Below are 16,677 nucleotides of genomic sequence, written 5' to 3' on the forward strand. Positions count from 1 at the left end.
CCTAACCGCTGGTCGCGGTTTCAGGCTGCCCGGACTTTCACATACCTGCCAGGCGCCGGCTCTATCGGCCGGTACTTGGCATTGCCCAATTTTTCGCGCGCCTTGACCTGCTTGCCCGAGTGGCCCGACAACCAGCCGGCCCAATCGGGCCACCAGCTGCCCGGCGTCTCGACGGCCTGCGCGAACCATGTGTTCGGATCGCCAGGCAGATGATGGCCTGACTGTTCAAGCTTGTCAGCCGCCCAATAGCTGCGGCGCTTCTTCGCCGGAGGGTTGACCACGCCAGCGATGTGGCCGGATGCCCCCAGCACGAAGCGCTGCGGTCCGCGCAGCACCTGGGTCGACGCATACGCCGAGACCCAGGGCACGATATGGTCCTCGCGTGACCCGAAGATGTACGCTGGCATTTCCAGGCGCGTCAGGTCCAGCGGCAGGCCCGCGGCATGCGCGCGGCCCGGTACCTTGAGGTTGTTCTCCAGGTAGGTATTGCGGAAGTACCAGGAGAAGAACGGGCCAGGCAAATTGGTGCTGTCGCCATTCCAGAACAACAGGTCGAACGCGGGCGGCTTCTGGCCTTTCAGATAGTTGCCGACCACATAATTCCAGACCAGCTCGTTGGGCCGCAGGAACGAGAACGTGGTGGCGAGATCGCGCCCGGGCATCAGCCCGCCCTGCCCCAATTGGTGGTCGCGCAGCAGCGCGTGGGCCTCGTCGACGAAGACGTTCAGGATGCCGGTATCGTGGAAATCCAGCAGCGAGGTCAGCAGCGTCAGCGATGCGACCGGATGCTCGCCGCGCGCCTCGGCCAGGGCCAGCGCGGAAGCCAGCATCGTGCCGCCCACGCAGAAGCCCAGCGCATTGACCTGCGGCTGTTTGGTGATGTCGCTGGCAACGCGCAGCGCCTGCAACACAGCGTCGTCCAGATAATCGGACCAAGTCGCGCGGTCCACGCCATCGGTGTCGCTGGACACCGGATTGCGCCAGGAAATCAGGAACACCGTAAAGCCCTGGTCCACCGCGTGCCGCACGAAGGAATTTTCGGGCTGCAGGTCCAGGATGTAGAACTTGTTGATGTTCGGCGGCACGATGACCAGCGGCCGTTCGTGCACGGTGGCGGTCGACGGCGCGTACTGGATGAGCTGGAACAACCGGTTTTCGAACACCACTTCGCCCGGCGTCACGGCGACGTTGCGGCCGATCTCGAACTGCGATTCGTCGGTCTGCGTGATGCGGCCTTTCTTGACGTCGCCCAGCAGATTGGCCAGCCCTTCGTTGAGCGCGCGGCCGGCGCTTTCGACGATGGATTGCTGGGCATCCGGGTTCAGCGCCAGGAAGTTCGACGGCGACAGCGCGTCGACCCATTGCATGATCGAAAAACGCAGGCGGTCGCGCATGGGCTCGCTGACTTGGGCCGCGTCGACCATGCGCGACATGGCGCGGGCCGACAGCAGATAGGTATGCGCCAGCAACAGATGCGAATGATTGGAGGCCCAGGCATCGCCCGAAAAACGGCGGTCTGGCGGCGGCGCAAGCGCGCCACGGCGGGCGTCATCGCAAAGGCGCTGCCACTCGCGGGAGAATTCGGCCTGAATGTCGGCCAGGACTTCCGGTGCCACGCTCACCGGAATGGGCCCTGCGGAGAGATTGGCATTCACTTCGACACCTTGTTATCGAAACTACGCGATTGATGTTGCATTCCGGGTCCGGGACTGTCAATGCGGGTATACAAGGAGGCCTGACAGGGTATGACGCAAGGCCGGCTGCGGGCCTTGCGCCAGATCAAACCGGGCCTAGCCAGGCCAGCAAAGCCATGCGTCCGGTTTCGCCGTCGCGGCGGTACGAGAAGAACCGATCCGCCCCCTCCACCGTGCACATCCCGCTCAAGGACACTTCTTGTACCCCGGCGCGGCGCAGGCGGAAATCAGCCAATCCGGCGAGGTCGGCCAGCCATTTTCCGGAAATGCCCGGCCGCGGCGTGAAGTACCGCAGGGTCGCGGGATCGTCCTTGGAGAAGGCGTCCAGCACGTCCTGGCCGACTTCGAACGCCTGCGGGCCGATGCCTGGCCCGACCCAGGCACGCCAGCCCGAGGCCTGCGGCGCCTTGGCGCGCATGGCCGCCAGCGTGTTCTCCAGCACGCCGCCCGACAGGCCGCGCCAGCCGGCATGCGCCGCGCCCAGCACCGTGCCTTGCGCATCGGCGATGACCACGGGCAGGCAATCGGCGACCATCACCGCCAGCACGCGGCCGGGCTGCGCCGTGACGCTGGCGTCGACCGCCGGCTCGTCCGGCAGGTCGGCCTGATCGGCATCCACCACTTCGCTGCCATGGACCTGGCGCAGCCACAAGGGTTCGGCCGGCAATGCGGCGCGCACGCGGCGACGGTTCTCGGTGACCGTGTCCGGGTCATCCCCGGCGCGGCGCCCCAGATTCAAGGTGTCGTGCGGCGCGACGCCGACGCCCCCTGCCCGGGTCGTGCAGAAGTAGTTCACGCCCGGCCATTGCGGGCCAGTCACCACCGGCAGGCCTGCCACTACGCGTTCCATGCAATCTCTTCCTGGACCAAGCTCATGTCGGGTGGCACGGCCGCGGTGAAGTCGACTTCGCCGCGGCCGCCCGGATCTTCGAAGTGCAGCGCGCGCGCATGCAGCATCTGCCGCTGCGCGCCCGCAATGTTCTTGCCGCCGTATAGCGTGTCGGCCAGCAGCGGGTGCCCCAGGCTGGCCATGTGCACGCGAATCTGATGGGTACGGCCGGTTTCCAGGCGGCACACCACTTCGGTGACGCGGCCGCCGGGATCCGCCTCGCCGCGGCGGGCGGGCATGTAATGGGTGATGGCGGGCTTGGGCGCCACCGGGCGCTCCACGCTCATGCGCACCGGGACGCGCGAATCGCGGCCGATGGGACGGTCGACCTTGCCGGCTCCGGCCAGCCAGCCGTGGGCCAGCGCCACGTACTCGCGGCCCATGCTGCGCGCCTGCAATTGACGCACCAGATGGGTCTGCGCGGTTTCGTTGCGCGCCACGACCATCAGGCCGGAAGTGTCCTTGTCCAGGCGGTGCACGATGCCGGCGCGCGCCACCTGCGCCAGTTCGGGATAGCGGTACAGCAGGCCGTTGAGCAGCGTGCCGCTCCAGTTGCCGGCGCCGGGATGCGTCACCAGGCCGGCGGGCTTGTTCACCACGATCCAGTCGGGGCTATCGGCCACGACCGCGAAATCCACGGGTTCGGGCGCGAAGGCCAGGGTTTCGGGCGCGGGCTGGGGCCAGACGGTGAGTTCATCGTCGGGGCCGACCGTCTGCCGGATCTTGCCCGGCTTGCCGTTCACGTGGACGTTGCCGGCCTCGATCCAGCCCTGCAGCCGGCTGCGGGAATGCTCGGGCATCAGCCCTGCCAGCACCTTGTCCAGCCGGTCGGCGCGCGTGCCGGAAGGCACTGTTACAAATTGCGGTTCCCCCCGCGGGTTTTCTTCGGAAATACCCAGGAGTTCGTCGTCGGAAACGAGATCCGCGCCGGAGGCTGTATCAGACATGGAGACAAATCATATAATCAGCCTTGCATGCTAACACCAAGGATACGATTCTCGTGATTCACCACTCCGCAGCTCCCTCGAATCCCGCCTCCCGAAGCGGGCCGGTCTTGCGCGTGGTTATCGCGCTGCTCGCCGTGATGGTCATCGCCGGTTGCGGCTCAAGCAACAGCAAGTACGACAAGACCACCAACTGGAGCGCCGAACAGCTCTACGCGGACGCCAAGGCGGAAATGGCCTCGGGCGGCTGGAAAGAAGCGCGCGAGCGTCTGACCGCGATCGAAAGCCGCTACCCCTTCGGCGTCTACGCCCAGCAAGCGCTGCTTGAGCTTGCCTACGTCAACTGGAAAGATGGCGAAAACGAGCAGGCCCTGGCCGCCATCGACCGCTTCCAGCAGCTTTACCCCAACCACCCCGGCACCGATTACGCCCTCTACCTGAAGGGCCTGATCAACTTCACCCCGGCCAGCGCCTTCATGAGCAGCATCACCGGCCAGGATCCCGCCGAGCGCGATCCCAAGGGCCTGCGCGCGTCCTACGACGCGTTCAACGAGCTGATCAAGCGCTACCCGGACAGCAAGTACACGGTGGATGCCGAGAAGCGCGTCGCCTGGCTGGTCAACACCATCGCCATGAACGAAGTGCACGTCGCCCGCTACTACTACGAACGCGGCGCCTACGTGGCCGCGGCCAACCGCGCGCAGACCGTCATCACCGACTTCGAAGGCGCCCCCGCCACCGAGGAAGCGCTCTACCTGATGGTCGAGTCCTACGACAAGCTCGGCCTGACCGAACTGAAGAATGACTCGCAGCGCGTGTACGACAAGAACTTCCCCAACAGCGACTTCAAGACCAAGGGTCTGAAGGCCGACAAGAGCTGGTGGAACCCGTTCAACTGACGTAACCGCCGCAGCGAAGAAAGCCCCTGCCACGACGCAGGGGCTTTTTTTTATGCCGGCGCGCCGCGCCGCAGGGCCTGCGGCGGCTGCCCGTAGATGCGGATGAAGGCGCGGCGCATGCGCTCCGTGTCGCCGAAACCCACCCGGCGCGCGATGGCATCCATGCCGGCGTCGCCCTCCTCGACCAGTTCGCGGGCAGCCTCGGCGCGCACGCGTTCCACGGCCTTGGCCGGGGTCTCGCCGGTTTCCAGCTTGAACTGGCGGCAGAACTGGCGCGGACTCAGGCAGGCCACGCCGGCCAGGCGCTCGATATCCAGGACTTCGTCCAGGTGCTGGCCCACGTGCGCCAGCACCTCGCGCATGCGTCCGCTGGCCGGCGCCAGGTCCTGCAGCGCCGAGAACTGCGACTGTCCCCCCGTGCGCCGGTGATAGACCACCATCTCGCGGGCGGTGGCGCGCGCGACCGCCTCGCCGTGGTCTGCCTGCACCATGGCCAGCGCCAGGTCGATGCCGGCGGTGATGCCCGCCGAGGTCCAGACCGCGCGGTCCTCGACGTAGATGCGGTCCGCTTCCACCGCCAGCGCGGGATGGCGCTGCTGCAGTTCGGCGGCATGGCGCCAGTGGGTGGTCACGCGGCGCCCTTGCAGGATGCCGGCCTGCGCCAGCACGAAAGCGCCGGTGCAGACGCTGGCCACGCGCCGGCCGCGAGCGTGCGCGGCGCGCAGATAGGCCAGCATGGCCGGGGCCGCCTGGGGCTCGCGCGCGCCCTGGCCGCCCGGCACCAGCACGGTGTCGGCGCGCAGGCCGCGCCAGGACCGCGTCAACACGGGCACGCCGGCCGAACAGCGGACCAGGCCTCCCTCGGCCGATGCCACGGCCACCTCATAGGCGCCCGGCACCAGTTCGGCGGCGATCTGGAAGACCGACAGCGGCCCAGCCATGTCCAGCAGCTGGAAGTTGGGTACAGGCAAAATGCAGACGCGATGGGTCATGGCATGAAATGAGGGAAAATAGTCATTCTTGCCATAGTTTCCGGCGCTAGAGTGGGGCCTGTCAATCCTCCGGACTCCCACCAGCCATGACCTCCTCCACGCGCGGCCTGCGCAATGCCCGCATCCTCGCCGTCTGCCAGGGCCTGTACATCGCGGCGATCTCCATCGACCTGACCCTGACGGCGCTGACCGGCCAGATGCTGGCGCCGCATCCGGCGCTGGCCACGCTGCCGTTCGCGCTGATCACGGTGGCAGGCGCCGCGGTCACCTGGTATGCATCGCTGCTGATGCAACGCATCGGCCGCCGCGCGGGCTTCATGCTGGGATCGCTGGCGGGCGCGGCCGGCGGGCTGATTTCCGTGGCCGCGGTGTTCGCCAGCGACTTCTGGCTGTTCTGCCTGGGCACGGCGCTGGTCGGCGTGTTCCAGGCCTTCGCGCAGTACTACCGGCTGGCCGCCGCCGACGCGGTGCCCGCCGAGGCCAAGAGCCGCGCCATATCCGTGGTCTTGACGGGGGGCGTCATCGCCGCCATCGCGGGGCCGGCGCTGGCGGCCTGGGCCAAGGACCTCTTCCCCGCCGCGATCTTCTCCGGCGCCTATCTGATGGTGGCGCTGCTGGGAGTCGCCAGCGCGCTGCTGCTGATCGCCTACCGCGACCAGGAAGCCGCCGGCGGCCAGCCCGCCGGCACGCAGGCCGCGGACCTGCCGGCCCGTCCTTTGGGCGAGGTCATGCGGCAGCCGATATTCGTCGCGGCCCTGGCCAACAACGTCGTGGGTTCGGTATCGATGATGTTCGTCATGACGGCCGCGCCGCTGGCAGCGGTCGCCTGCCAGCACAGCATCGCCGACGGCGCCAGCATCATGCAGTGGCATCTGATCGGCATGTACGCGCCGGCCTTCTTCGCCGGCGCGCTGATCAACCGGTTGGGGCTGCCCCGCGTGCTCGGCATGGGCATGGCGCTGAACGCGGCCTGCTCGGTGATCGCGATGCAATCGACTTCGCTCACGGCCTTCCACGCGGCATTGTTCTGCCTGGGCGTGGGCTGGAACTTCATGTTCGTCGGCGGCACCACGCTGCTGGCGCAGTCCTACCGGCCCGCCGAACGGGCGCGCGTACAAGGGGCCGCCGAAATGCTGCGCTATGCCACCACCGCCCTGGCCACGCTGGCCGCGGGCCCGGCGCTCGCGCGCATGGGCTGGGAAACGTTGAATGCCGCCATGCTGCCCATCGTGGGCCTGGCCGCGGTCATGACCGGTTGGTGGGCGATGTCGCGGCGGATGGAACGGGTCGCGGCCTGAGGTGGCTGCCAGGGGCGCCCGCTGGCGCGGGCGGTCCCCAGGGCCGGCTCATTGTGGCGTGAACGGCCGCTAGTCCTGCGGTTCCTGTTTGCGCCGGTAAAACGCCAGCACCTCTTCCAGTTCGCGCGTCCGCGCGAACGGCGGCAGTCCGCGCCACAGGCGCTTGCCATAAGGCTTTTCGACCAGGCGCGCGTCGCCCACCATGAGCACGCCCCAGTCCGATTCCGTGCGGATCAGACGGCCGGCGCCCTGCTTGAGCGAGATCGCGGCTTCCGGCAGTTGGTATTCCGCAAAGGGATTGCCGCCATGCGCGCGGCAGGCGCGCAGCCGCGCCTCGATGACCGGATCGTCGGGCGGCGCGAACGGCAGCTTGTCGATCGCTACCAGCGTCAGCACGTCGCCGGGCAGGTCTATGCCTTCCCAGAAACTGGCGCTGCCCACCAGCACGGGGTGCTCCAGCTTGCAGAAGCGGTCCAGCAGATCGCGGCGCGTGCCCTCGCCCTGCTTGAGCAAGGGCCATTCATGGCCGGCATCGTCGAAGGCATCCGCCAGCAGATTGGCAACCTTGTCCACCGCGCGCAGCGTCGTGCACAACACCAGCGTGCCGCCCGGGCTGGCCTCCAGCAGCGGCAGCAAGGTCTGCACGAAACGATCGAGGAACTGCGGCGACTGCGGTTCGGGCATGCCGCGAGGCACGAACAGCAAGGCCTGTTCGGGGTAGTCGAAGGGCGATTCCCATTTGCCCGTGCGGGCCTTCTCCAGCCCCAGCTGGCTGGTGAAGTGGGTGAACTCGCCGTTCACGGACAGCGTGGCCGAGGTCATGATCCAGGCCTGGCCCGGCTTGCGGTACTTGGAAAAAGCCTGCGCCACCGACAGCGGCGCCGAATGCAGGCGCACATGGTGCTGCCCGTGTTCGACCCAGCGCACCGCCGGACCGGTCCATTGTTCCGCGGCGGCCGCACCCTCCAGGATGGCGGCGGGCGTGGACAGCCCATCGCCCAGCGCCGATTGCACGGCGGGTTCGGACGCCTGGTCATCGCGGCCCCAGCCTTCGTCGGCATGGTCCGCGCCCGCCCGTCCCGGCGTGGCCCAGCGTTTCAGGCGCACCGAGATCTCGGCGCCGCTGCGCGCGGCCGCCATCAGGTCCGGATGCTTTTCGGCCACCGCGCCCAGCGCCTTGGCCGCGCCGTCCACGGCCTCGCGCAGCGCCAGCAGCGCTTCATCGAATTCCTCGGGATTGGGGATGGCCTCGAAGGTGGCCTTGCGGCCCGGCATGCGGTCCAGCGGCGCACAGACCAGCCGCAGCTCGCGCGCCGCCGTTTCCACATGGCGGCTGACGTCGCTCCATTTGGCGGCTTCGCGGGCGTAGGCCAGGCCGGCCGCTTCCAACGCGCGGCCGAAATCCAGCAGTTGGTGCGTGGACACGCTGCTACCCAGGAAGCGGGTGGCGGTGTCCGGCAGCTGGTGCGCCTCGTCGAAGATCACGGTGTCCGCTTCGGGCAGCAGATCGGTCACGCCCTCTTCGCGCAGCACCAGGTCTGCCATGAACAGGGCATGGTTGACGACCACCACGTCGGCTTCCTGCGCCTGGCGGCGCGCCTTCACCACGAAGCAATCGCGGATGCGCGGGCATTCCTGGCCCAGGCAGTTCTCGCGCGTGGAGGTCACGCGCTGCCAGATGTCGGCGTCTTCCGGCACCTGCGCCAGGTCGCCGCGGTCGCCCGTCTTGGAGATGCCGGCGAATACCTGGATCTGGCGCAACTGCTGGATTTCGGTGCGCGACTTCAGCGCGCGCTCGTCGCCCTGCAGGCGGTCCAGGTGGTAATGACAGACGTAGTTGCCGCGGCCCTTGAGCAGCGCGGCCGTCACTGGCGCGGCCAGCGCCGCGCGCACGCGCGGCAGGTCGCGGGCGAAAAGCTGGTCCTGCAAAGTGCGCGTACCGGTGGAAATCAGCACCTTGCCGCCCTGGATGAAGGCGGGTACAAGATAGGCCCAGGTCTTGCCGATGCCGGTGCCTGCCTCTGCCACCAAGGTGGCGCGGTCCTGGATGGCCTGCCCTATGGCCTGCGAGAGTTCGACCTGCGAAGGCCGGGGTTTGTAGCCAGGCAAGGCCGTGGCCAAAGGGCCTTCGGCATCAAAGAATTCGGAGATATCCAGGTCCAGCATAGCGAGTCAACGGTGAACCGGTGCCGGTTGCGGTTCGGGCGCCAGACACTTGGGTGGGAAAGGACCAAATGATACCCGCTGCCGGGCCGCGGATTGGCCGCCAGGCTGCCGCGAGGGGGACATATCCGTCCACCCTGGCACGTTTTGTAACAGCGGCTTATGGCACAATCCGCCCCTTGTTTTTCCTTTTTGTCGTCGTATCGAGATGTCTGAAACTTCCGCTATCACGTACGTCGCCGCCGGCGTCGACAACGCCCGCATCGTCGCGCAGCTCGCCACCGAGCTGGGTACGCGCGCCTCCCAGATCGCTTCGGCGGTGGAACTGCTGGACGATGGCGCCACCGTGCCCTTCATCGCCCGTTATCGCAAGGAAGCCACCGGCGGCCTGGACGATACCGTGCTGCGCAATCTCGAAGTGCGCCTGGGCTATCTGCGCGAACTCGAAGAGCGCCGCGGCTCCATTCTTGAATCCATCTCGCAGCAGGGCAAGCTGACGCAAGCGCTGCAGCAGGAAATCGCCACGGCCGACACCAAGCAGCGTCTGGAAGACTTGTACGCGCCGTACAAGCCCAAGCGCCGCACCCGTGCGCAGATCGCGCGCGAAGCGGGCCTGGAGCCGTTGGCCGACGGCATCCTCGCCGATCCCGCCTGCGACCCCGTCGCGCTGGCCGCGCAGTACCTGAATCCCGAAGCGTCCATCAACGACGCCAAGGCCGCGCTCGACGGCGCGCGCGACATCCTGGCCGAGCGCTACGCGGAAAACGCGGACCTGCTGGCCGACATGCGCGAGCACCTGTGGTCCACCGGGCTGATCCATTCCAAGATGGTCGACGGCAAGGAAACCGAGGGCGCCAATTTCCGCGACTGGTTCGACTTCAACGAACCGCTGCGCACCCTGCCCTCGCACCGCATCCTGGCGCTGCTGCGCGGCCGCCAACAAGGCGTGCTGGAATTGCGCCTGGGCCTGGAAGCCGAACTGGAAGCGCAAACGCCGCATCCCTGCGTGGCCCGCATCGCCGGCTTCCTGAAGCTGGGCAACGGCCTGTTCGCGCTGGACGCCACGCCGCGCGCGCGCTGGCTGGGCGAAGTCTGCCGCTGGACCTGGCGCGTGAAGCTGCTGACGGCGTTCGAAAGCGAACTGATCGGCCGCCTGCGCGAAAGCGGCGAAGCCGAAGCCATCCGCGTGTTCGCCGCCAACCTGAAGGACCTGCTGCTGGCCGCGCCCGCCGGCCCCAAGGCCGTGCTGGGCCTGGACCCCGGCATCCGCACCGGCTGCAAGGTCGCCGTGATCGACCAGACCGGCAAGGTCGTGGACACCACCACGGTCTACCCGTTCGAGCCGCGCCGCGACCGCGAAGGCACCATCAACACGCTGGCCGCCCTGGTGGCGCGCCACAAGGTCGACCTGATCGCCATCGGCAACGGCACCGCCTCGCGCGAAAGCGAGAAGCTGGTGGGCGACATGATGGAACGCTTCCCGGACCTGAAGGTCACCCGCGTGGTGGTCTCCGAAGCCGGCGCTTCCGTCTATTCGGCTTCCGAAACCGCGGCCCAGGAATTCCCCGACCTGGACGTGACGCTGCGCGGCGCCGTGTCCATCGCCCGCCGCCTGCAGGATCCGCTGGCCGAACTGGTCAAGATCGATCCCAAGGCCATCGGCGTGGGCCAGTACCAGCATGACGTCAACCAGCGCGAGCTGGCGCGTTCGCTGGACGCCGTGGTCGAGGATTGCGTGAACGCCGTGGGCGTGGACGTGAACACCGCGTCGGCCGCCCTGCTGGCCCGCGTGTCCGGCCTGAATTCGCTGCTGGCCAAGAACATCGTTGCCTGGCGCGACGAGAACGGCGCCTTCCCGACCCGCGAGATCCTGCGCAAGGTGCCGCGCTTTGGCGACAAGGCGTTTGAACAAGCCGCGGGCTTCCTGCGCATTCCCAACGGCGACAACCCGCTGGATGCATCGTCGGTCCACCCCGAAGCCTATCCGGTGGTCGAACGCATCGTCGCCAAGATCAAGGCCGAGGTGAAGCAGATCATCGGCCAGCGCGAAGCGCTCAAGGGCGTGTCGCCGTCCGACTTCACCGACGAGCGCTTCGGCCTGCCGACGGTGCGCGACATCTTCGCCGAACTGGAAAAGCCCGGCCGCGATCCGCGTCCGGAATTCAAGACGGCGCAGTTCAAGGAAGGCGTCGAAACGCTGAACGACCTGTACCCGGGCATGGTGCTGGAAGGCGTTGTGACCAACGTGGCCAACTTCGGCGCGTTCGTGGACATCGGCGTGCATCAGGACGGCCTGGTCCACATCTCGGCCCTGGCCGAGAAGTTCGTGAAGGATCCGCGCGACGTCGTGCGGGTGGGCCAGACGGTCAGCGTGAAGGTGCTGGAAGTGGACGTGGCGCGCAAGCGCGTCGCGTTGACCATGCGCCTGAACGACACCGCGGCTCCCGCCCGCCGCAGCGGCGACGCGCCCAAGGGCGGCGACCGCAACCGCCGTCCGCAGGGCGACGGCGGCCGCGCCGGCGCCGGGGCCGGCGCAGGCATGAACAGCGCCATGGCGGACGCCTTCGCCAAGCTCAAGCGCTGAGCAAGCACCGCCCCACGGAAAACCGGCGCCTGATGCGCCGTTTTTTTTTTGCCTAGGGCTTACCCGTAAAGAGACGGGTTACTTGCGTAGTCTCAAGCCAAACCTATCAAAAATGATAGAAAATATCTAATTGTGTCCAAATAATAAAACCCGGCGGCGCCAGGCCGCAAGGCGGCACAAGCCCCCCGCGAGCAGGCGCGCCATGGCGCGCAGCGCCTGCCGGGGAGCAGCACAAGAACAACAGCGCCCTGCCCCGAACGACCGGAGATCCGCCCCGCCATGTCCCATACCATCACGCTTGCCGCCAATGAAACGGCAACCCTCGCCGCCAAGGAAGCCAACGCCAGCGGCGTCTATAGCGAAATCACCCTGGGCCAGTATTCGCACCTGCTTGTCGACGGCGCCGAAGTCAGCTTCAAGCACATCACGCTGGAGCGGCTGGGCAGCCGCATCATCGAACTGAGCAATGGGGCGCAGCTGCACGTCGGCGCACTGGGATTCGCCAGCATGGGCGCCAGCATCACCTACCGCATCGGCGCGGGTTGCGCGCTGACCTTCGACGCCAGCCAATGGGACCCGGAAGTGGTCGCCAACACCACCTTCGATTTCGCCAGCCAGGGCAGCGGCACGCTGAAGTACTTCCCGTTCATCAATCCGGAATGGCTGGACTGCCCGAACGTCACCGGCTACACGGAAGGCGACATGCTGGAAATTGCCGGCCAGGGCAGCGCGCAGCGCTTCCAGGTGCGCGACGGGCGCATCGTGGCCAGCGCCCGCGCGGCCTGAACCGCCGGGCCGGCTGCGCGCCGGCCCCTTGGGTTTATTCCTGCGACAAAGACGACAGCGCGGCGCGCGCGCGTTCCAGCAAGGCGCCGGACTCGCCCTGCGCGCCTGCCGGCGCGATGGCCACGGCCACGCCGTCGATCATCGCGGCATAGCCCTGCCCGTCAGCCTGCAGCACCGCATCGGCCGGTTCCGACTGCAGGCGGCGCATCAGCGCGCCGGCTTCCTTCGGATCGGCGAAACGCTGCGACAGCAGCAGTTCCTCGCCGTCGGCGGCCAGCAGGCGGAAACGGAAGCCGCCGTCTTCATCACGGAAGCTGACGAAGCGCGCGCCCTTGCCCTTTTCCTTCTTCGGCTGTGCGGCCTTGGCGCCCGAGCCGGCTTCCAGGTTGCGCAGGCCCACGGCCTGGCGCAGTTCCTGCATGAACGGCGTGGCCAGCTTGCGCGCCTTGGCGGCGCCGGCCTGCAGAATGTCTTCGATGCGGCCGGGGTTGGCCATCAGGTCGAAGTACTTTTCGCGCATGGGCGCCAGCAGGTTTTCCAGATGGTCGTACAGCGCCTGTTTGGCTTCGCCCCAGCCCATGCCTTCTTCGAGCTGCTTGCGCAACGCGGCGGCCTGCTCGTGCGTGGCGAAGGCGCGATAGATGGTGTACAGGTGCGAGTTCTCGGCGTCCTTGGGCTCGCCCGGCGCGCGCGAGTCGGTCACGATGCGCATCACCGCCGCGCGCAGCGCGCTGGCGCCGCCTTCGAACAGCGGAATGGTGTTGTTGTAGCTCTTGGACATCTTGCGGCCATCCAGGCCCGGCAAGGTCGCCACGTCCTCTTCGATCACGACTTCCGGCAGCGTGAAGTAGTCGCGGCCGTACAGGTGGTTGAAGCGCTGGGCGATGTCGCGCGCCATTTCCAGATGCTGGATCTGGTCGCGGCCCACCGGCACCTTGTTGGCGTTGAACATGACGATGTCAGCGGCCATCAGCACCGGGTACGAAAACAGGCCCATGGTCACGCCATCGTCCGGCTCCAGGCCCTTTTCCATGTTCTGGTCCACCGAAGCCTTGTAAGCGTGCGCCCGGTTCATCAGGCCCTTGGCGGTGACGCAGTTCAACAACCAAGTCAGTTCGGGGATCTCGGGGATGTCCGACTGGCGGTAGAAGGTCACGCGCTCGTGGTCCAGGCCCACCGCCAGCCAGGTGGCGGCGATTTCAAGGCGCGAGCGCGCCACGCGGGCGGGATCGTCGCACTTGATGAGGGCGTGGTAGTCCGCCATGAAGAAGAATGCGTCCACGCCGGGCTGCGCGCTGGCCTGGACGGCGGGACGGATCGCGCCCGCGTAGTTGCCGAGGTGGGGAGTTCCAGAGGTGGTGATGCCGGTGAGGACGCGGGTATTCATGAGGCGAAGAGGCGTTTGCTAGGGGAAACGCCCAGTGTAACGTGCCGGGCGCGCGGCTACAGGACGGCCAGCACCGGCGCCGCCAGCGCGCACAGCCCGCCCGCGGTCAGCGCGGCGCGCGGCCGGAACGTCAGGAACCAGATCAGCAGCAGCCCGGCGATGCTGAGTATGCCGATCCATTCGACCGTGCCGTAGCTCCAACCCCAGACCGCCGCCGAAGCGCACAGGGACAGGGCCAGCGCCCCCCAGCCGAACAGGCGCAGGGGCAGCCGATGACGCCGCGGCAGAGCGCGGTCGAACAGGTCTTCGTAGTGGCGGTCCATGCCCAGGCACAGGGCGGAAAAGCCCGCATAGGCCAGGCAGAAGGCGGCTAGCGTCATGGCGTATCACCTCTAGGTTCGTAGGCGGGCTGGGCCGGCGCGGCCTGCGGCTGGACCGCCGGCTTGATCGCGGCGCGGCCCTTGGCGGGCGCTTTGGCGCCCACCTTGCCAGCGCGGGCCGCCTTGCGCGCCATCCAGGCCAACAGCAGCGCCCCGGCCAGGCAGGTCAGGTCGAAACCGGCCATGACCCAGTCGCCGGCGGGCAGCGACACGCCCAGATGGCGCGAGGTCGTCAGGGCATTGACCACGGGCACCAGCGCCAGGGCAACGGCTGCGGCGGCCAGCAGGTCGCGCCATTTGCGGTGCTGGAACAGGAAGGCGTAGACCAGCGACAGCCCCCAGGCGGCGAAGAAGGCGCGAGACTCCCAGAACTGTCTGCCCGGTAGGTCGACGGGCAAGAGGCGGTTGGCCCAGAAAAAGGCCGCGATCGAGATGAACAGGCCCGCGATCGTGCCGGCGTTGAGCGCATCCACCAACCGCAGCGAGAATGCTTCGCGCGCGCCCGGACGTGCCTTCTGCCGCCGTTTGGCGATCCACAGAACCAGGCCCGTGCCCACCATGGCCGTGCCCGCCATGCTGACCAGGAAATAAAGCCAGCGCAAGAACGGTTCGGCAAACAGACCCAGGTGCAGGCCGACGATGACGCCCGCCGTACGCGCCGTGGCGCCGAGTTCGTCCTCGCTTTCCCGCAGTGCGCCCGTGACGCCGTCAAAGCGCATGTAGGGCGCCAGCTTGCCGAACGACACGCCGTCGGCAGCGTCGCGCACCAGGGTCACGGTCGCGCCGGCATCGCCGGGATGGTTGACGGTGATGCGCCCCACCCGGCCGCCTTGCCAGTGTTGCTGCGCCTGCTCCACCAACGGCGCAAGCGCGATCAGCGGCGCCGGCTCGTTGCGCGCGGGCGTGATCCTGAACGACTTGAAAACGTCGTCCGAATACTGCCGCGGGCTCTCGTAGACGGCCAGGATGCCGGCCGGCATCAGCATGGCCATGAACAGCACCAGCCCGCTGAACGTGATCATCAGGTGGAACGGCAGCCCCAGCACGGACAAGGCGTTGTGGCCGTCCATCCAGGCGCGCTGCCCGCCTTTCCCGGGCCGGAACGTGAAGAAATCGGTGAAGATCTTCTTGTGGGTGATGATGCCGCTGATGATGGCCACCAACATGAACATGCCGGCGATGCTGGCCAGCCAGCGCCCCCAGGGAAATGCGGTTTCCAGTTCGAAATGGAAGCGATAGAAGAAGTCGCCGCCGCGAGTCTCGCGCGCGGTCACGGCCTGGCCGGTGGCCGCATCCAGCTTCACGCGCACGAAGCCGCGTTCACCCGGCTTGGGCTTGGGCACCTGGTAAAGCAATTGGACCGACGGCTCGCGGCCGGACGGCGGCGTGATGAACCAGCGCGTGGCGTCGGGCGCGTGTTCGGCCAGGTAGTTTTGCGCGGCGGCCACGGACTGCGCAGCAGGCGCGGGCCGCACCTGGATCTCGGGCTGCATCCAGGCCGTGATCTCGGGGCGGAAGAACGCCAGCGTGCCGGTCAGGAACATCGCAAACAGCACCCAGCCGAAGATCAGCCCCGACCAGGTATGCAGCCAGGACATGGATTGGCGCAGGCCTTCCTCGCCCGGCGCCCTTTCCACTTTCGCCTTCATGCCGCCCCCGTTGCCCGGCCGGCCAGGAACAGCGCGCCCATCAAGGCAGCGGGCAACAGCACGCCGGCCCAGGCGCGCCAGGCATTGCGCGTGGCAAAGACCCAGATCACGCCGCAGGCGTAGAACACGAAGGACAGCATCTGCGCCGTGACCACGGCGTCCGGCCGCCGCATGGGCAGCCAGATCGCCAGGCAGGCGGCGGCCGCCGACGCCAGGGCGTAGCCGCCCAGGATGGCGGCCGCCGCCCTGGAAAAGACGGCCAGACGGTAGCGCATCATGCCTGCGCCGGCAGCGGGAGCTTTCACTGGGACACGTTGAAGGTAGTGGTGGAAACGTAGCGGATCTTGGCGTAGGCACGGCCGTCGGCCTCGCCCGGCTTGTCTTCGACGTGGGCGGCTTCGAGCACGTACTGGCCGGGCCACGGCGTGGTGATCTCGATGCGGCCGTTCTCATCGCTGTGGAAGCGCTTCTCCCACTTGGGCGGGCCGAAAACGGTGACTTCCGTCTTCGCCAGCGGCTTGCCCTTGAACTGCAGCACGAAGGCGTTGGTCCCGGCCGCGACCGGCACGAGCTCCAGGTCCAGCTTGCCCTCGGTGTCCGCGCGGCCCGCCTTGGCGCCGTACTGCACCAGGGTGTCCTTGAACTGGTAGGCCTGGCGCAGACGCACGTCGCCCTTGCCCGCCGCCGCGAATTCGAGGAAGTCCGCGCCTTCGCCCGAAGTCTTCAGCGCCTTGCCGTCGGCGCCCGTCACGACCGGTGCGACCATGATCTTGCCGAGCAGGCCGTCGCGCTTTTCGCGCACATCATCCGCCCATTCCCCGAAATACGCCTTGGCCGGTCCCTCGGCGCTGCGTTCCAACCAAACAAAATGCGCCTGCGCGGCCCCTGCCGTGCTCAACAAGGCGATGGCAGCCAAGGTTCTTGCGAATGTCATTGTTGATTTCCTTTAGAGGACCGGATCGGACCAGCCCCGCGGCCCGGGTCCGATTCGGAGGGTTTAAATTATAACCAT

The 16,677-nt window shown here is 67.7% G+C and carries 14 protein-coding genes; 4 read left to right on the top strand and 10 right to left on the bottom strand.

The genetic code is table 11. The annotated features are described in order from the left end of the window. Window positions 1-20 precede the first annotated feature (20 nt). The 3 genes from phaC to IAG39_RS23295 form a co-directional block, all read right to left on the bottom strand. On the bottom strand, window positions 21-1,655 hold the full coding sequence (phaC, locus tag IAG39_RS23285; protein ID WP_059374608.1) for a class I poly(R)-hydroxyalkanoic acid synthase: 1,635 nt from the start codon (window positions 1,653-1,655) through the stop codon (window positions 21-23). 124 nt (window positions 1,656-1,779) lie between these two features. Continuing rightward, window positions 1,780-2,544: a peptidoglycan editing factor PgeF gene (gene pgeF, locus IAG39_RS23290; protein WP_118934239.1), complete on the bottom strand. Its 765-nt coding sequence runs from the start codon at window positions 2,542-2,544 to the stop codon at window positions 1,780-1,782. Then, complete coding sequence (locus IAG39_RS23295; RefSeq protein ID WP_118934240.1) at window positions 2,532-3,530, bottom strand: RluA family pseudouridine synthase; 999 nt, start codon at window positions 3,528-3,530, stop codon at window positions 2,532-2,534. The genes pgeF and IAG39_RS23295 overlap by 13 nt, the downstream gene beginning before the upstream one ends. Window positions 3,531-3,667: 137 nt before the next feature. Here IAG39_RS23295 and IAG39_RS23300 point away from each other — a divergent pair, with 137 nt between their 5' ends. Continuing rightward, complete coding sequence (locus tag IAG39_RS23300; RefSeq protein WP_240633409.1) at window positions 3,668-4,426, top strand: outer membrane protein assembly factor BamD; 759 nt, start codon at window positions 3,668-3,670, stop codon at window positions 4,424-4,426. Between the two features lie 50 nt (window positions 4,427-4,476). Here IAG39_RS23300 and IAG39_RS23305 read toward each other — a convergent pair whose 3' ends face one another. Continuing rightward, window positions 4,477-5,418 (bottom strand): GlxA family transcriptional regulator, encoded by a 942-nt coding sequence (locus IAG39_RS23305; RefSeq protein WP_118934241.1) that lies wholly within the window; start codon window positions 5,416-5,418, stop codon window positions 4,477-4,479. An 86-nt stretch (window positions 5,419-5,504) separates the two neighbouring features. Between IAG39_RS23305 and IAG39_RS23310 the strand changes: the two genes are divergently transcribed. Next, window positions 5,505-6,716, top strand: coding sequence for an MFS transporter (locus tag IAG39_RS23310; RefSeq protein ID WP_118934242.1), 1,212 nt, complete (start codon window positions 5,505-5,507; stop codon window positions 6,714-6,716). A gap of 69 nt (window positions 6,717-6,785) precedes the next feature. On the opposite strand, the gene IAG39_RS23315 is transcribed toward IAG39_RS23310, so the two are convergent. Next, the gene (locus tag IAG39_RS23315) at window positions 6,786-8,882 is read right to left on the bottom strand and encodes an ATP-dependent DNA helicase (protein WP_118934243.1); all 2,097 of its coding nucleotides are present in this window, start codon (window positions 8,880-8,882) and stop codon (window positions 6,786-6,788) included. 205 nt (window positions 8,883-9,087) lie between these two features. Between IAG39_RS23315 and tex the strand changes: the two genes are divergently transcribed. Continuing rightward, complete coding sequence (tex, locus tag IAG39_RS23320; RefSeq protein WP_187774063.1) at window positions 9,088-11,463, top strand: RNA-binding transcriptional accessory protein Tex; 2,376 nt, start codon at window positions 9,088-9,090, stop codon at window positions 11,461-11,463. 279 nt (window positions 11,464-11,742) lie between these two features. Continuing rightward, entirely contained in the window at window positions 11,743-12,249 is a 507-nt protein-coding gene (locus IAG39_RS23325) for a hypothetical protein (protein WP_118933983.1), read from the top strand. Window positions 12,250-12,283: 34 nt separating this feature from the next. Here IAG39_RS23325 and IAG39_RS23330 read toward each other — a convergent pair whose 3' ends face one another. The 5 genes from IAG39_RS23330 to IAG39_RS23350 are packed head-to-tail and all read right to left on the bottom strand — an operon-like array spanning window position 12,284 to window position 16,599. Further along, window positions 12,284-13,636, bottom strand: a complete 1,353-nt coding sequence (locus IAG39_RS23330; RefSeq protein WP_118933984.1) for a tryptophan--tRNA ligase — start codon at window positions 13,634-13,636, stop codon at window positions 12,284-12,286. 56 nt (window positions 13,637-13,692) lie between these two features. Beyond that, entirely contained in the window at window positions 13,693-14,016 is a 324-nt protein-coding gene (locus tag IAG39_RS23335) for a DUF3325 domain-containing protein (protein ID WP_054450784.1), read from the bottom strand. After that, window positions 14,013-15,665 carry a PepSY-associated TM helix domain-containing protein gene (locus IAG39_RS23340; protein WP_118933985.1) on the bottom strand — a complete coding sequence of 551 codons (1,653 nt, stop codon included), beginning with the start codon at window positions 15,663-15,665 and terminating at the stop codon, window positions 14,013-14,015. Before IAG39_RS23340 ends, IAG39_RS23335 begins: the two co-directional genes overlap by 4 nt. Then, window positions 15,662-15,943 carry a DUF3649 domain-containing protein gene (locus tag IAG39_RS23345; RefSeq protein ID WP_059374627.1) on the bottom strand — a complete coding sequence of 94 codons (282 nt, stop codon included), beginning with the start codon at window positions 15,941-15,943 and terminating at the stop codon, window positions 15,662-15,664. Before IAG39_RS23345 ends, IAG39_RS23340 begins: the two co-directional genes overlap by 4 nt. Before the next feature lie 23 nt (window positions 15,944-15,966). Further along, window positions 15,967-16,599 (bottom strand): DUF4198 domain-containing protein, encoded by a 633-nt coding sequence (locus IAG39_RS23350; RefSeq protein WP_118933986.1) that lies wholly within the window; start codon window positions 16,597-16,599, stop codon window positions 15,967-15,969. Window positions 16,600-16,677 lie beyond the last annotated feature (78 nt).

The organism is Achromobacter xylosoxidans, from assembly GCF_014490035.1.
GTDB lineage: Bacteria > Pseudomonadota > Gammaproteobacteria > Burkholderiales > Burkholderiaceae_B > Achromobacter > Achromobacter bronchisepticus_A.

Coding starts and splice junctions, on each gene's coding strand:
- pgeF (WP_118934239.1), bottom strand. CDS start 2,544: ATGGAACGCGTAGTGGCAGGCCTGCCGGTGGTGACTGGCCCGCAATGG.
- IAG39_RS23295 (WP_118934240.1), bottom strand. CDS start 3,530: ATGTCTGATACAGCCTCCGGCGCGGATCTCGTTTCCGACGACGAACTC.
- IAG39_RS23300 (WP_240633409.1), top strand. CDS start 3,668: ATGGTCATCGCCGGTTGCGGCTCAAGCAACAGCAAGTACGACAAGACC.
- IAG39_RS23305 (WP_118934241.1), bottom strand. CDS start 5,418: ATGACCCATCGCGTCTGCATTTTGCCTGTACCCAACTTCCAGCTGCTG.
- IAG39_RS23310 (WP_118934242.1), top strand. CDS start 5,505: ATGACCTCCTCCACGCGCGGCCTGCGCAATGCCCGCATCCTCGCCGTC.
- IAG39_RS23315 (WP_118934243.1), bottom strand. CDS start 8,882: ATGCTGGACCTGGATATCTCCGAATTCTTTGATGCCGAAGGCCCTTTG.
- tex (WP_187774063.1), top strand. CDS start 9,088: ATGTCTGAAACTTCCGCTATCACGTACGTCGCCGCCGGCGTCGACAAC.
- IAG39_RS23325 (WP_118933983.1), top strand. CDS start 11,743: ATGTCCCATACCATCACGCTTGCCGCCAATGAAACGGCAACCCTCGCC.
- IAG39_RS23330 (WP_118933984.1), bottom strand. CDS start 13,636: ATGAATACCCGCGTCCTCACCGGCATCACCACCTCTGGAACTCCCCAC.
- IAG39_RS23335 (WP_054450784.1), bottom strand. CDS start 14,016: ATGACGCTAGCCGCCTTCTGCCTGGCCTATGCGGGCTTTTCCGCCCTG.
- IAG39_RS23340 (WP_118933985.1), bottom strand. CDS start 15,665: ATGAAGGCGAAAGTGGAAAGGGCGCCGGGCGAGGAAGGCCTGCGCCAA.
- IAG39_RS23345 (WP_059374627.1), bottom strand. CDS start 15,943: ATGATGCGCTACCGTCTGGCCGTCTTTTCCAGGGCGGCGGCCGCCATC.
- IAG39_RS23350 (WP_118933986.1), bottom strand. CDS start 16,599: ATGACATTCGCAAGAACCTTGGCTGCCATCGCCTTGTTGAGCACGGCA.